The organism is Taurinivorans muris, from assembly GCF_025232395.1.
In the GTDB taxonomy this organism is placed as follows: Bacteria; Desulfobacterota; Desulfovibrionia; order Desulfovibrionales; family Desulfovibrionaceae; genus Taurinivorans; species Taurinivorans muris.
Genome location: NZ_CP065938.1, coordinates 415,306 through 428,822 on the forward strand (window position 1 = coordinate 415,306; position 13,517 = coordinate 428,822).

The window sequence follows — 13,517 nt, forward strand, 5'->3', positions numbered from 1 at the left end:
TTTTGCAACCCATTTACAAGCAATTTTTTTATTAGTATTACCACAATATGTGTTTGAGCATATTGACATGCTCTTATTCACGCATGGTTTCTATGTATTTTTCAAACTGTGACCATAGGAAACTTTGCAGAGGAGGGTCTTTTGAAAAATAATCTTAAGCTCATTGTTTTAGTTGTTCTTGCAGTAGTGAGTATAGGTGTTTATTGCATTCCTGGGAAGCAGGAAAAAGTTCCTACGCGGGTTCTGCTTGATAATTTGGGGGGAAAAGTCATTTTTTCCCATAAAACGCATGCGAACAATTACGGATTTGGCTGCGGTGACTGTCATCATGAAAGTTCCGATCCCATCGAGTCAGTGCTTGCATGCGGAACATGCCATGGTTCTCTTCCTGCAAACGCGGAGTTAGCCGAAATTGCCAAAACCGGCGACGGTAAAACTCCATTGGGACCAATGCCTTATCATGATACGAATCTTGTTACGGACAAGAATGCCTGTTTAACGTGCCACCATTTGGAATTTGTGCAAAAAGATTGGGGGCATGACAAGCATGCCGAAGAATTCGGTTTAGATTGCGACACTTGTCACCACAGCGATACGGATATCGAGCCGGAACCGATGAACTGCAATTCCTGCCACAGCGATACGGATGCCGTCACCTTGAAAGACGCCGTGCATGCGAAATGCGAAAGCTGTCACCAAGAATGGTTTGATGAAGGCTTGAAATCATGCAGGAAATGCCATGAAGAACTTGATACGCGCAAAGAACTTGTCAAGGACGGCGATTTTACAATGAACACGGATTATGCAAAATGTTCAAAATGCCATGGAACGCAGGAGCCTCAGGAATTGGTGCAAAATCGTATGGGGGCTTTCCATGCTTTTTGCATTGGTTGTCATGAAAGCCTTCGTATAAGTTATCTTGACGGCAGCAACTGCACGCAATGTCATACTAAGTAGTGAAATTATAAAGAAAGTGAGATAGTATGCGACAACGGTTTCAAATTCTCAGTGACCCTCGGTTTCGTTTGGTTTATAATGAAACAAGGAGTTTTATTGATGGTCCGGCTCCTAAAAAAGTCCGTCTTAATCGGGAAAACTTCAACCTTGTTGACGGAGTGAAAAAGAAAACGAAAGTATATCCCGGTATGCTTTTGGCGACCCATCCCTCAATAGATAAAGGGGATTTGCATTCCCCCATGTACGGTGAAATCACAGAAATAAATCACCGCAGTATTTTTATTGACGCAGTTGATCAGGAGGGGATAGAAGGACAGGTTGAACCTATCGATGTCCTTGCCGAAGGCAAAGAGGGCGAAGAGCTTATTTTGCAAATGAAGCAAATGGGAGTCAATACCAAGTCCTTGGGGCAAGAGGTGGACACCCTTATTATTAATGGTTTGAATCCCGATCCCGGGGTAACATGGGCGGAACCCATGCTCACGCAAAACGGGCACAACCTGCATGCCGGCATTGAACTGCATAAACGCTTGGCAAGGGCTAAACACATTGTTTTGGCAGTGCCGAAAGGCATGCATGTTTCCTATGACAATATCGATGTTGTTTGCGTCGAACCTGAATATCCCAAAAGCGTCAACGCGCTTTTAGTTAAAGAAGTGACCGGCAAGGAAAATCCGGAAGGGGTCGGAGCTGTCGGTTTGCATAACATCTGGAGTTTGGGGCGTGTCGGGGTTACCGGGCTTCCTCTTATGGAAACCGTCATCACCATCGGTTCGCAAACGAAATGGGCTAACTATATTGTAAAAAACGGCATGTGGATCGGACAGCTTCTTGAATATGCCGGCATTGAACTTCGTGACGGGGATATCATCTCCCGCGGCGGTCCTCTTCGCGGGGAATGTCTGGACAGGCTCGACCGTTCCATTACCAAAGGGACGACCGGTTTGTTCGTGGTAGAATCAGGAACCGTCCCCCCCATGGAAGGGCACAGTCCCTGCATCAACTGCGGCGCTTGTGTCCAAGTTTGCCCGGCGCATTTAAATCCGAGCACTTTGAGCAGATATGCTGAATTTGCAAATTACAATGCCTGCCTTGCCGAACACAGCACCCATTGTTTGGAATGCGGGCTTTGCGGGTATGTTTGTATCGCCCGCCGTCCGGTGCTGCAATACATCCGTCTTGCAAACGCCAAGATTAAGGAAATGCAGGAATTTGTTTGGGAAGAAAATAAGTAATATTTCAAGTAAAATGAGTTCAATATGAGTAATTTAAATCAAAAAATATTGTTTTCTATGACAGCCGCTCCTTTTTGGCATTGCGGGCGGACGGTGCAGGGAAATAGTATCCATACCTTATTTGCCTTGTCTTTGGTTATTGCTATGGCATTTTGGCATTGGGGAATTCCTGTTTTAGGCGTGGTGGGCTTATCTGTTTTGGTTTCCGTGCTGACAGAGGAATTTTGGAATACAATCATGGGACGCCATTCCACATTCATGGACGGGACCGCTGCGGTATCAGGCGTGCTTTTAGCTTGTCTTCTTCCCTCAACCGCGCCGTTTTGGCTTGTCATTATCGGCGCATTCTGCGCGATTACTTTCGGTAAAATGGCTTTTGGCGGATATGGGGCGAATCCTGTTTCAACTGTTTGCGTCGGCTGGGCGATGATTTTTGTTTCTTTTCCGATTTATATGGACGCAAATGCGATGCTTTTGCAAACGGATTTTATTGACCCGCTTGTGCGTTTAAAATATTTCGGTCCGGATTTCATGGTAAATTCCGTAACGTGCTTGGATTTGTTTTTAGGAAAGCAAATCGGCGGACTGGGCGTTGTGCAGAACGCGGGTATCATTCTTGGCGGAATATATCTTATCGCGAAAGGGATTGTCCGTTTGGAAATTGTTATCTCCTTTATCGCGGGCGTGCTGTTGCTCGGCGGTATTTTGAATATTTGCAGCGCAGAGCTTTATGTCAATCCTTTTTATCATCTTTTGACGGGGTCGACGTTATTTTGTGCGTTTTTCCTCGCAACGGAATGCGCAAGCGCCCCTGACAGAGCTATCGGCATGTTTTTGTACGGATTAATGGGAGGAATGCTTGTCGTTACGATCAGAACGTTCGGTGTTTATACGGACGGCGCTCCTTTCGCTGTTATGCTCATCAATTTACTTAGTCCTTATTTCGCTATGATCCAACCAAAACCATTTGGAGTTAAGTAATGAAAAGTATCATAAAAATGGTGAGTGTTCTTTCCGTGCTTTGCGCAGTTGCCGGTTTCATATTGTCTTATTTGAAAATAAGCACGGTAACTCCTATTGAAAACCAGCTGCTTACCTACGTGCAAGGTCCGGCTATTTTGAATGTTTTCAAAGATGTTGAAAATTCTCCCATTCAGGACAGAAAGAGTTTCATTGTCGGTGACGGTAAAAAAGTCAATGTTTTTCCGGCAATAAAAGACGGTAAACTTTTCGGTGTCGCCCTCGAGGGTTTTGGACAGGGCTTTGGCGGTGATATCGGGGTTATGGTAGGGATTGATGTGAATAACGATACGCTTGTCAGCATCGATATTACGACCCATAAAGAAACTCCGGGACTTGGAAGCCGTGTTTCGGAAGAAAGTTTCACAAAGCAGTTTAAAGGCAAGCCTTATGCTGTCGCTTTGAAAAGCCAAGGAGGAGAGATTGACGCCATTTCTGGTGCGACGGTTTCTTCAAACGGAACAGTGCTTGCTATCAATGACGCGGGCAATCAATATAACATGTTAAAAGATGAAATTATTAAAACTTGGAATAGTGGAGCTAAAAATGAGTTTTTACAAGGAATTCACCAAAGGGCTGTGGAGTGAGTTACCCCCTTTTCGTTTATTGTTAGGTCTTTGTCCGGTTCTTGCTATTACCAAGACTGCGCAAAACGGGCTTGGCATGGGGCTTGCCGTTTTATTCGTGCTGGTATTGTCCAATATGACCGTTTCGCTTGTTCGGGGCATTATTCCTAAAAAAGTGCGTATTGCCTGTTTTATTATCATTGCTGCGACCTTGGTTGTTGCTGTTGAGCTGTTGATGCAAGCCTATGCGTACCCACTTTATCAGCAATTGGGTATTTTTGTTCCTCTTATTGTTGTGAACTGCATCATTTTAGGCCGTGCGGAAGCTTTTGCGGCGAAAAACCCTGTCAACCTCGCTATTGCCGACGGGCTGGGAATGGGCATAGGGTTCACCCTGTCCCTGACTTTTCTTGGTTCTGTCCGTGAAATCTTAGGTTCCGGAACGTGGTTTGGAATAAATCTTTTCGGAGAAAGTTTTGAGCCTTTTGCGGTTATGGTCGAAGCCCCGGGCGCATTTATTTGCTTAGGCATTATTTTGGCTTTTATGAACCATTTGAGCAAAATCCAAAATCGTAAACGCGGGCTGACGAATGAATCAGCAGGCAGGGGCTGTTCCGTATGCGGCGGCTGCACTGCTTGCGCAAGAGGCAAGGCTTCCGCCTAATGGAGTGAGATATGGGTATTTTTGAATTATTTATTTCAGCCATATTTGTTAATAACATCGTTTTAAGTCAAAACTTGGGAAACTGCCCGTATATCGGCTGTTCCAAGGAAAAGGGCGTTGCCCTCGGCATGGGCGGCGCTGTTATCTTTGTTATTGTTTTGGCGACGATTTTTACTTGGCTTGCACAGAAATATATTCTTGTGTCTTTAAATATCGTTTATTTGCAAACACTTATTTTTATTCTGATTATCGCTTCCCTGGTGCAGTTCGTTGAAATGTTTTTGAAAAAGGCGGTACCTCCTTTATATTCCGCCTTAGGTATTTTCTTACCGCTTATTACGACAAACTGCGCCGTCATGGGGGCGACGTTGGTTGTGCAAAGGGAACAATACGACTTGCTGACAGGCATATTGTATTCCTGTGCTTCCGGTATCGGCTTTCTGCTCGCTCTTTTGCTCATGGCGGGAATACGGGAACGCCTTGAAACCCTGCGTGTTCCGAAGGCAATGGCGGGAACGCCCATTTCTTTGGTTATGGCAGGTATAATGGCTCTTGCTTTTATGGCTTTCAAGGGCATGGTTTAATAGGCGAAACAAAGAGTAGGTTTGATTATGATTATTACTTCGATTCTTATTTTGGCTGTTCTCGGTTTTGCTGTGGCGATCATGCTCGGTTTTGCTTCCAAGATATTTTATGTGGAAGAAGATCCGAAAGTTGAAGCCGTTATTGAAGCGTTGCCGGGAGCAAACTGCGGCGGCTGCGGCTATGCCGGATGTGAAGGATATGCCATTGCCGTTGTCAATGTGCCCAATGTTCCTGCAAACCTTTGTGTCGCAGGCGGGGCGAAGACTGCCGCCCAAGTCGGGGAACTGACCGGAAAGGCTGTTACGGAATCCGATCCTTTATTGACATTCCGCCGTTGTGACAAAATTTCCGGCAAGGTGGCGAAGCGTTACAGTTATCAAGGTTTGCCTTCCTGTGCCGCCGCCGCAACCCTTGCGCAAGGTTCCGATATTTGCGCATATTCCTGTTTGGGCTTTGGGGACTGTGTTGTCACATGTCCTTTTGATGCCTTGTATCTGAAAGACGGCATTGTGTGCGTGCGGGAAAACCTTTGCACCGGCTGCGGAAAATGCACGCAGGTCTGTCCCCGTAATATTTTGGAACTCATTCCCCGGCGTGCCAGAGTTGCCGTTCGCTGTTCAACGCAAGAGAAATTGCGCGCCGTTATGGACGTTTGCCTTGTCGGCTGCATACAATGCGGCAAATGTATAAAAACGTGTCCTGCGGGTGCAATCAGTTTTCAAGACAACAAAATACATATCGACCAATCCAAATGCTTGGCTTACGGCGACGAATGCGGTCTTGCCTGCGTAGCGGCTTGCCCCCGTCAGATTTTAAGGAATTTGCGTGAAAAGCAATGTTTGCTTCCTCCTATTGAGGAAACAGAACAACTTAACGCTGCGGATAAGGAAAAATCCGGGCAAAAGGCTGAAGATAAGAAGCCTGAAGAAAAAAGTCAGTTGACTGAAAAATAAAAAAAAGCTGAGTACCATATGAAAGGGCTTGGGCTGTTTCGTTTTTTTGCTAAAAAAAAAGCTTTGCATAATATGGGAAATGAAAATCTGATTTTCGTTTCCGATATGCAAATAAAAATGGGGACGTTTGTAAATATCCAATGTCTTGCCGCAAGTAAGGATTTAGCGGAAGAATGCATTGCCCGGGCCTTTTTGCATATTGACCGGCTTGAGCAGGTTTTTTCAAGGCATGACGGTTCCAGCTTATTGTCGGTTTTAAACATGCAGGGTTTGCTTTGTGATTATCCTGCAGAGTTTAAGACGGTTCTCGAACATGCCCTCAGTATTGAAAACCGAACGGCAGGGGCGTTCAATCCCTCGGTTTTGGCTGTTTTGGAATATTTGGAAAAAAATTCTCTTGTCAATGCAAAGGATTTGCAGGAGCGTTTTGCTCTGATAATAAAAAATCCTGTTGATTTTGCTGATAATAAAATCCGGTTGAAACAAAGCGGCAGTATCGTAACACTGGACGCCATTGCCAAAGGATATATCGTCGATTTTGTGGCGAATTTTTTTGAAGAAAAAGGGATACGGAATTATTTGATAAACGCCGGCGGGGATATTCGCGTCAACGGCATGAAATCTTTTGAAAAAGGCAATGAAAAAACTTGGAAAATCGCCATTGAAGACCCGTATAAGCAAAAAAATTATCCTGCTGTGTTTTCACTTATGCGCGGGGCTGTTGCGACTTCCGGCAATTACGAAAAGAATTTCGGTGAAAAGGGAAGCCATATCATTTTGCCGGCAATTCAGGAAAGGATAGGGCAAAAAGAATGTTTTCCGCAAGGAACAGCTGAACATGTTTCACCTTTTGTCAAAAGTGTTTCCGTAATAGCGCCTGAGGCTATGCAGGCTGACGCTTATGCCACGGCGCTTTCTTGCATGCCTGTCGATGCCGCCGTTGAATATGTCAATAAGCATGCGCGGTTAGCCTGCATGATTATTGCGGAGGATGACAGCAAACATTATTCCGATAACTGGAAACTGCGCTGATTCTTTTTTTTGTTGAAAAGCAGCAATAACAATGCAACAACAAATAAAAGACTTCCCGTGAGCGCGAAGGCTGTTTCGTATCCGAATTCATTGGCGATAAATGCCAAGAATGCGGTTTCCATACCTTGGCCGGCGCGAAAAACCGTTGCGCTGACGGTAAAACCCAATGTGATGAGCTGCACCGGAATTGCCGTTGAAATACTGAAATTGCAGTACGGTATGATTATTCCGGAAAGGCAGAAATACGCAAAAAACGCCATAAAACCTACCGCTATGGGAAGTGCCGTAAAAAAGAGCAGGATACTTGTCGTGCATAAGCAGCAACAAAGCAAGATTTGAGGAAATTTTTTTGAAGGCAAGAGTCTTGATAAAAAGAAAAAAGAGCTGATGAACATGCCCAAATTGGCGGCGGAATAAAAAAGTCCTATTGTTGATGAGTCGTAACCGTATGTGTCGGCAGTAAATAGTGCGAAAATGCTTGGCAGGGACAAATCCAGCCCGGCGGTGAGAAAAAGGGAGGCGAAAAGTATAAAAATCAATGGGGTTTTCAATATTTCTTTTATTTGTGCAAAAGAAAACGGGCTGTGCGGATGGGAAAATTTTTCTGTCAGGTCAGTGAACGTAAGAATAAGAAGTGTGAAACATGTCGGAAGATAAAGGTAAAAAATGGAAAAACGCCATGAGTAAAGCGCAAGAAAACCTGTGACAAGCGGATTGAAAAACAGACCAAGCGCGATGATACCATTGCTTTTTCCCATAATTCTGCCCCGTTTTAAACCCCTGTAATATTCGGAAGGAAGAATATTGACCAACAGATTAATGCCGGCGGATCCTATGCCCTGGACAATTCTGAATATGAGCAGGTCAGAAAATTCCGAAGAAAAAGAAATACCAGCAATTCCGGTAAGATAAATGCAATTGATACAATAAATGAAAAATTTTTTGGGGGCTTTATTGTAAAAATAGCCCATGAACGGAGTGGCGATGAGTGCCGAATAGGAAAAATACGCTAAACAATTCGCCACTTCATAGGAATTGAGGGCAAATTCTTGCTGGAAAGTCGGCAATAAAGGAATAATTCCGGGAACGCCATGGGAAACGCTGAAACAAATAAAATAAATGAGAAAAAGCGGGGGCAGTTTTTTCATTTTGTTCCGTTATAAGGCAATGATATGGAGCCCGTGTTTATTGGCGAGGGCAAGCGCTTCTTCCCTGTCGAAAAACAGGGTTTTATTTGCTTCTATCGCCAAGCCCGCATAGTTGTATTGTATTAAATTCTCAATAGTTTTCAGTCCGATAGAGGGTAAATCAATGCGTTCGTCCTGAATGGGTTTGATAACTTTTACGGCGATACAGCCTTTGCCGGCAAGTTCCGAAGCTCTTTTCAGAGTGGCGTCTGTTCCTTCCAGACATTCAACGGCTATGACCATTCCGTTTTTCACGACAATGCACTGCCCGATGTCATAACTGCCCATGCTTTTGGCGATAGGGAATCCATAGCGCATATCTCCAAGGATTTCTTGGGGAATGGTTCTGTTTGTCAAAATGCCTTGCGGTGATTTGAGGCTTGGAAGAAAACGGGAGGCGGAAACACATTGGAAGCCTTCTTTTTCAAACTCACCGAGGATTGCACGCAGCAGGGCGTCATCGCCTTTTGTTTTCAAAGAAAAAATAAGTTTTGCCGCCCGCAAGTCAGGACGTATATCCAAGGCTTTGGGTTTGTTTATCGTACCTGCGAAACAGATGTGGCTCACATTGTTTTTTTTGAAAAAATCAATAAGCTTAGCAAGCTGTCCAAGAGCTAGTATTTGAAATGTGTCGAAAATCTGAGAGAGGCTTTCATCGGTATTGTTGTGAAATCCGCAGCCGGCGACAAAAATTCCCCGTTTCTTCGCTTCTTCGGCGATGAGTTTGGGAAATTGTCCTCCCCCTGCGATTATTCCTAATCTTGTTATTGTTTCCACATGAAAAACCTTTTATTTGTATGCTAGTTGCCGTTTTGTTACCCGATTTTTACCGCGCTTACAAGCGCGACAGCTTTTATACCTTGTAAATTGCCTGTAAAACCTAAGCCTTCTTCCGTTGTGGCTTTGATATTCACCTGATTTTCGGAAAGGCTCAGGAGCCTGCAAATATTCTTTTTTATTTGCGCCGTGTAAGGCGAAATCTTAGGTTTTTGGCAAATGACGGTTAAATCAACATGGCTTAACAGAAGTTTGCTTTGCTTCCATTTATCCATAACCTTGTCCAGTAAAATGAGAGAGGAAATATTTTCAAATTCCTTACTACTATCAGGAAAATGCTTGCCGATGTCACCCTCAGCCATGCAGGACAGAAGCGCATCCATAAGCGCATGAATAAGAACGTCTCCGTCCGAATGGGCTTCAATCTTCATATCGGTATCAAGGGCGACTCCGCCTAACACAAACGGTCTGTTTCCTTGGAATTTGTGAACATCGTAGCCATATCCGCAGCAAGGATAAAAAGACTGTTTTGTAAGCATTGACAAGTCCTCTTTATGCGTAATCTTATGATTGGAACGTTCCCCTTCGATTAAAAGAACCGGTATTCCCAGTTCCTCCATTGCCATGGCATCATCGGTAATGGTCAGTTGTTTTTCCCGGATATGGGCGTGGGCTTGCAAAAGTTCCGCAAAAGAAAATGCTTGCGGGGTTTGGACAGTCCGCAGGAAATTACGGTTCGGGGTATTGGTGGCGAATTTCTTATATTCTTTTGTGACGGCGAATTCTTTTACCGTATCGGAAAGGGGCAGGGAGGGAATAACGGCTTTCATGCCGCCGTTCAGTTCTTCAACAAGTTTCGTGATAAGGGACGCTGTGAAAAAAGGTCTGGCGCTGTCATGAACAAGAACATGCGTTGCCGTGCGGGGGGCTACGGAAAGGGCATTATAAACGCTGTCCTGTCTTAATGTGCCGCCTTTGCAAAAGAAAACAGGCAAGGTATGGTTATGTTCCTTTATCAGCATTTCGGCTTGCGTCACAGCTTCTTTGTAACATTGCTCCTCTTCCGGAAAAACAAGAATAATGCCGTGTATGAAAGGCGAATGGTAAAATGTGGCGAAACTTTGCCACCAAAGAGGCTTGTTTTGATAAGGGAGAAACTGTTTTCTCGTTTCCGTCTGCATGCGGCTGCCGCTGCCGGCGGCTAAAATGATTGCATAAATTTCTTTTTTCATACTATGAGTCGGGCATAAGCCGAGTTCTGTACACAAAATGTGTGACTGTCATTCCTCTAGGAGCAATGTTACCATTACCCTCAAGCAACCTACCCGAAAACCATGGACTGGGCAAGTCGGTTTTCCTATTTGGTCTTGCTTCGAGTGGGGCTTGCCTAGCTTATTATGTCACCATAATAACTGGTGGGCTCTTACCCCACCGTTTCACCCTTACCATTTCTGGCGGTTTACTTTCTGTTGCGCTTGCCAAAGATCGCTCTTTCTGGGCGTTACCCAGCACTCTGCCCTGTGAAGCTCGGACTTTCCTCCCCATATTCGATGATATGCAGCGACAGTCTGCCCAACTCAAAGTAGAAAAGATTAGTTTAATGATTCACCAAGGTTCAAATCTTCCGCAAAAACCTGCGGTTTGTTTTGCTTCGCTTTCTTTTCTTCCTGATGTTGGTCTTGGAAATGTTCTGCCCAGTAAATCAAGCGCTGGCAGTTCGGGCAGCTCCATATTTGTTGACCGCGCTGGATTTCAATGAAAGTTTGCGGTGGAATGGCAATATTGCAGCCGGTGCAGACGCTGTTTTTTACCGGAACAATGACCGGATGTTCAAGGCGGCGATGAATAAATTCATAGCGTTCCAAAATTCTGTTCGGCACATCTTTGCCGGTTTCCTTATGAATGGCTGTCAGTTTTTCCAATTCTTGGTTTGCCGCATTGATACGTTCAATAAGGCTTTCTTCTTTGGTTGCAAGATCTATTTTAAGTTCGTCACGAACGGCTTGTGCTTCTTTCAATAAATCTTCCTGAATGGAAATTTCTTCACGCAGGGCAATGCGTTCTTCTTCGTGATTTTTTGTGGAACGTTCCATATTGTCCATTTCTTTGGACATGGCTTGATATTCTTTGGAATTGCTTACTTGCATGAGTTTGGATTTACTTTTTTTCAGACGGGCTGTTTCGTCTTCCAAATCCATGTCAAGGCGTTTTTGCTGTTCGTGCATGTGCTGCAATTTATCGTTAATCCGCGCGATTTTCGCTTCTTCTTCATTAAAGCGTTCCCTAAGGGTTTCCACCTGCAAAGGCGCTTCTTCAAGTTCTTTTTTCACAGCATAAATTTTATCGTCAACATGCTGCAGTTCAACCAATTGTTTGATTTGTTCAAGGTATAAACTCATATTTTACTCCATTATTTGAATGAAAGGGTCTTTTGAGGAAATAAAACTTATACGGACCTTCGGAAGTTTTTCCTGTAAAAGAAGCGTGAAACGCCTCATCATTTCTTCTTCAAGGCTGTGGTGCCCGACTTCGATAATTGCGAAATCAGTGTTTTGTTGGCTCACATCAAGCGCCGTATGGTATTTGGTATCGCCTGTGATAAGGCAATCGGCTCCGAAATTTTGCGCTTCTTCCAATAAGGAACTGCCGGAACCGCCGCAAATGGCGATATTTTTTATCGTTTGAGGCAGTTTTCCGATATTGAAAAACGGGCGGCTGTGGGGAATTGTCCGGCAAAGTTTTGCAAGAAAATCTTCAGCCGGCAGAGGAGTTCGCAGTTCACCGCAAACACCTATTCCGTATTGGACAGTGTCAATAATTCCGGTCGGTTCTAAAATTTTTCTGTTTATGAGATTAAATTCGTCCGCAAGCCAAAAAGCGGCGGGCATGCTGTCCAAACTGGTATGGGCTGAGTAGAGGGGGATGTCATTTTTTAATAAAAGAGAAGCGACTTTGTAGTAATTATCTTCTAAGTTATTGAGATATTTAGGAGAAAGTAATAGGGGGTGATGGGTAAAAATAAAGTCCGCCCCAATGGACAGGGCTTTTCGGACCGATTCAGGGCAGGGGTCCAACGTAACGGCAATATGCTTTATTTCGTCACGTTCAGCTGCGATTTGTAAACCTGAATTATCCCAAGGAGCGGCAAGAGCCTTCGGAGCTAACTCTTCGATACATGCCAAAATTTCGTTTTGTCGCACTCTTCCTCTTTGTAATGAAAAAAGATATTTTTTTTTGCCTTATTTTAATACGGCAGTCAAGAAAAAAATCTTGCTTTTTTTGTTTTTCCTTTTTATTTTTGTTTGATTAGCTGCTTAGGAGTTAAAAATGGCGCATTTTTTATATATTTCCGATGTTTTTTGTCCGTGGTGTTACGGATTTTCAAAAAACATCGCCAAGATCAAGAAAAAATTCGCTTTGCCTTTTGAAGTGTATGCGGGAGCGCTCGTCGAACCTGCCGTCGACTTGGAAGCCCGTGTGAAGCAAAGCCCCAACGTTCAAGCGTTCATTGATAAGTTATACGCGGCAACAGGCGTGAAAATATCCGATGATTATGTGAATATGCTGTTTTCCGGAAATGCCAAAAATATTTTTATGGACTCGAAAAAAGCAAGCCGCCTGTTTTATGTTTTGAAACATTTCAAACCGGAGTTTGCGCTCGAAATCATGGAATTTTTGCAGTTCCGGTTTTATAATCTCGGTAAGGATATTTTCGCAGAAGATACCGTTCATTCTTTTGCTGAAACCTTTGCGGTTTCCAGCGTTGATATTTTCAAGTATTTGCATGATGAACAATCAGAAATCGCCTCGCATGAAGAAACGGAAAAAGGCTTTGATATTTTAGGGGAAATTGTCTTATATCCGACTCTCTATTATGTTGAAAATGGTGTTAATCATTTTATTTCACGCGGTTATGTTAATTATGAAGACTGCGAGAAAGCTATTTTCGCAGCCATGCGGGCGACGGAGAATAATCAGGACGGGCAATCTGCTGTTTTAATGGGAAAATCTTGTTCTCTTGACGGAACGTGCGGGTAGCGGTCATGAAACGTGAATTATCCATGCAGGAAGCGATAGAGGTTTGTTTTATTATCTTTGAAAAAAATTGCGCAGCAGGAGCATTGCAAGCCTTTCAAAAACAGGCATTCCTTTCTTCCGTTCCTTTCGCCGAATTTGCAAAAGAATGGCAAGCCTTTGTTTTTGCCGCCGTTTACCATGGTTTTTCGCAGTATGCCCCTGCATATATGGTTTTGGAATATGTGCGTTCCATTAAATATTTTTTGAAAGAATACGGGTATGATGAAGAAGAAACCGTTCTTTTTCTTGATAATCAGTTTCAAGCCTATATTCAGCTGATTATTGAAGAAAAGGTCAAAGATTGTCCGAAATTGTTTTATAAGCGTTTGCTTGCAAAGGATTTGTCCGAAATAGGAAAGCGGTCCGCCGTGCTTTTATCCGGGGCGATGGCTATGCTTGTGGCGAATTGCCTTGATATTTTTGAAAATTATACGTATTCTTTGAACCGATAATTGAAAAAAAAT

At 43.8% G+C, this 13,517-nt stretch carries 15 protein-coding genes and 1 other RNA gene; 10 read left to right on the plus strand and 6 right to left on the minus strand.

All coding sequences use genetic code 11. The features are described from left to right. The first annotated feature begins 141 nt into the window (after window positions 1-141). Genes JBF11_RS01800 through JBF11_RS01835 form a run of 8 tightly spaced genes read left to right on the plus strand, consistent with a single transcriptional unit; the run spans window position 142 to window position 7,012 of the window. Window positions 142-957, plus strand: coding sequence for a cytochrome c3 family protein (locus JBF11_RS01800; protein ID WP_334315674.1), 816 nt, complete (start codon window positions 142-144; stop codon window positions 955-957). Between the two features lie 26 nt (window positions 958-983). Then, window positions 984-2,192, plus strand: a complete 1,209-nt coding sequence (locus JBF11_RS01805) for a 4Fe-4S dicluster domain-containing protein (protein ID WP_334315675.1) — start codon at window positions 984-986, stop codon at window positions 2,190-2,192. A 24-nt stretch (window positions 2,193-2,216) separates the two neighbouring features. Continuing rightward, the gene (locus JBF11_RS01810; RefSeq protein WP_334315676.1) at window positions 2,217-3,173 is read left to right on the plus strand and encodes an RnfABCDGE type electron transport complex subunit D; all 957 of its coding nucleotides are present in this window, start codon (window positions 2,217-2,219) and stop codon (window positions 3,171-3,173) included. Beyond that, on the plus strand, window positions 3,173-3,799 hold the full coding sequence (rnfG, locus tag JBF11_RS01815; protein ID WP_334315677.1) for an RnfABCDGE type electron transport complex subunit G: 627 nt from the start codon (window positions 3,173-3,175) through the stop codon (window positions 3,797-3,799). Before JBF11_RS01810 ends, rnfG begins: the two co-directional genes overlap by 1 nt. Further along, complete coding sequence (gene rsxE / locus JBF11_RS01820) at window positions 3,759-4,442, plus strand: electron transport complex subunit RsxE (RefSeq protein ID WP_334315678.1); 684 nt, start codon at window positions 3,759-3,761, stop codon at window positions 4,440-4,442. Before rnfG ends, rsxE begins: the two co-directional genes overlap by 41 nt. A gap of 11 nt (window positions 4,443-4,453) precedes the next feature. Then, the gene (locus tag JBF11_RS01825) at window positions 4,454-5,026 is read left to right on the plus strand and encodes an electron transport complex protein RnfA (protein ID WP_334315679.1); all 573 of its coding nucleotides are present in this window, start codon (window positions 4,454-4,456) and stop codon (window positions 5,024-5,026) included. A 27-nt stretch (window positions 5,027-5,053) separates the two neighbouring features. Continuing rightward, a complete protein-coding gene (gene rnfB, locus JBF11_RS01830; protein ID WP_334315680.1) occupies window positions 5,054-5,980 on the plus strand; it encodes an RnfABCDGE type electron transport complex subunit B in 927 nt (308 codons plus the stop codon). A gap of 18 nt (window positions 5,981-5,998) precedes the next feature. After that, window positions 5,999-7,012: an FAD:protein FMN transferase gene (locus tag JBF11_RS01835; protein WP_334315681.1), complete on the plus strand. Its 1,014-nt coding sequence runs from the start codon at window positions 5,999-6,001 to the stop codon at window positions 7,010-7,012. On the opposite strand, the gene JBF11_RS01840 is transcribed toward JBF11_RS01835, so the two are convergent. The 6 genes from JBF11_RS01840 to JBF11_RS01865 form a co-directional block, all read right to left on the minus strand. Continuing rightward, window positions 6,985-8,160 carry an MFS transporter gene (locus JBF11_RS01840; protein ID WP_334315682.1) on the minus strand — a complete coding sequence of 392 codons (1,176 nt, stop codon included), beginning with the start codon at window positions 8,158-8,160 and terminating at the stop codon, window positions 6,985-6,987. The two genes, JBF11_RS01835 and JBF11_RS01840, sit on opposite strands and share 28 nt — an antisense overlap. A gap of 9 nt (window positions 8,161-8,169) precedes the next feature. Beyond that, on the minus strand, window positions 8,170-8,976 hold the full coding sequence (locus JBF11_RS01845; RefSeq protein ID WP_334315683.1) for an LpxI family protein: 807 nt from the start codon (window positions 8,974-8,976) through the stop codon (window positions 8,170-8,172). A gap of 38 nt (window positions 8,977-9,014) precedes the next feature. Further along, entirely contained in the window at window positions 9,015-10,208 is a 1,194-nt protein-coding gene (ispD, locus tag JBF11_RS01850) for a 2-C-methyl-D-erythritol 4-phosphate cytidylyltransferase (protein ID WP_334315684.1), read from the minus strand. Beyond that, an RNA gene (gene rnpB, locus JBF11_RS01855) (RNase P RNA component class A) lies at window positions 10,209-10,556 on the minus strand. A gap of 12 nt (window positions 10,557-10,568) precedes the next feature. Continuing rightward, complete coding sequence (locus JBF11_RS01860; RefSeq protein ID WP_334315685.1) at window positions 10,569-11,375, minus strand: zinc ribbon domain-containing protein; 807 nt, start codon at window positions 11,373-11,375, stop codon at window positions 10,569-10,571. A 3-nt stretch (window positions 11,376-11,378) separates the two neighbouring features. After that, complete coding sequence (locus JBF11_RS01865; RefSeq protein WP_334315686.1) at window positions 11,379-12,176, minus strand: Nif3-like dinuclear metal center hexameric protein; 798 nt, start codon at window positions 12,174-12,176, stop codon at window positions 11,379-11,381. Window positions 12,177-12,303: 127 nt separating this feature from the next. On the opposite strand from JBF11_RS01865, the gene JBF11_RS01870 reads away from it, so the two are divergent. Both JBF11_RS01870 and JBF11_RS01875 read left to right on the plus strand, forming a co-directional pair. Next, on the plus strand, window positions 12,304-13,014 hold the full coding sequence (locus JBF11_RS01870) for a thioredoxin domain-containing protein (RefSeq protein ID WP_334315687.1): 711 nt from the start codon (window positions 12,304-12,306) through the stop codon (window positions 13,012-13,014). Window positions 13,015-13,019: 5 nt separating this feature from the next. Continuing rightward, the gene (locus JBF11_RS01875; RefSeq protein ID WP_334315688.1) at window positions 13,020-13,505 is read left to right on the plus strand and encodes a hypothetical protein; all 486 of its coding nucleotides are present in this window, start codon (window positions 13,020-13,022) and stop codon (window positions 13,503-13,505) included. The last annotated feature ends 12 nt before the right edge of the window (window positions 13,506-13,517 follow it).

Excerpts from the sequence above, each read along its gene's own strand:
- JBF11_RS01860 (WP_334315685.1), bottom strand. The coding sequence starts at position 11,375 with ATGAGTTTATACCTTGAACAAATCAAACAATTGGTTGAACTGCAGCAT.
- JBF11_RS01835 (WP_334315681.1), top strand. The coding sequence starts at position 5,999 with ATGAAAGGGCTTGGGCTGTTTCGTTTTTTTGCTAAAAAAAAAGCTTTG.
- JBF11_RS01805 (WP_334315675.1), top strand. The coding sequence starts at position 984 with ATGCGACAACGGTTTCAAATTCTCAGTGACCCTCGGTTTCGTTTGGTT.
- JBF11_RS01840 (WP_334315682.1), bottom strand. The coding sequence starts at position 8,160 with ATGAAAAAACTGCCCCCGCTTTTTCTCATTTATTTTATTTGTTTCAGC.
- rsxE (WP_334315678.1), top strand. The coding sequence starts at position 3,759 with ATGAGTTTTTACAAGGAATTCACCAAAGGGCTGTGGAGTGAGTTACCC.
- JBF11_RS01825 (WP_334315679.1), top strand. The coding sequence starts at position 4,454 with ATGGGTATTTTTGAATTATTTATTTCAGCCATATTTGTTAATAACATC.
- JBF11_RS01870 (WP_334315687.1), top strand. The coding sequence starts at position 12,304 with ATGGCGCATTTTTTATATATTTCCGATGTTTTTTGTCCGTGGTGTTAC.
- JBF11_RS01875 (WP_334315688.1), top strand. The coding sequence starts at position 13,020 with ATGAAACGTGAATTATCCATGCAGGAAGCGATAGAGGTTTGTTTTATT.
- ispD (WP_334315684.1), bottom strand. The coding sequence starts at position 10,208 with ATGAAAAAAGAAATTTATGCAATCATTTTAGCCGCCGGCAGCGGCAGC.
- JBF11_RS01810 (WP_334315676.1), top strand. The coding sequence starts at position 2,217 with ATGAGTAATTTAAATCAAAAAATATTGTTTTCTATGACAGCCGCTCCT.
- rnfB (WP_334315680.1), top strand. The coding sequence starts at position 5,054 with ATGATTATTACTTCGATTCTTATTTTGGCTGTTCTCGGTTTTGCTGTG.
- rnfG (WP_334315677.1), top strand. The coding sequence starts at position 3,173 with ATGAAAAGTATCATAAAAATGGTGAGTGTTCTTTCCGTGCTTTGCGCA.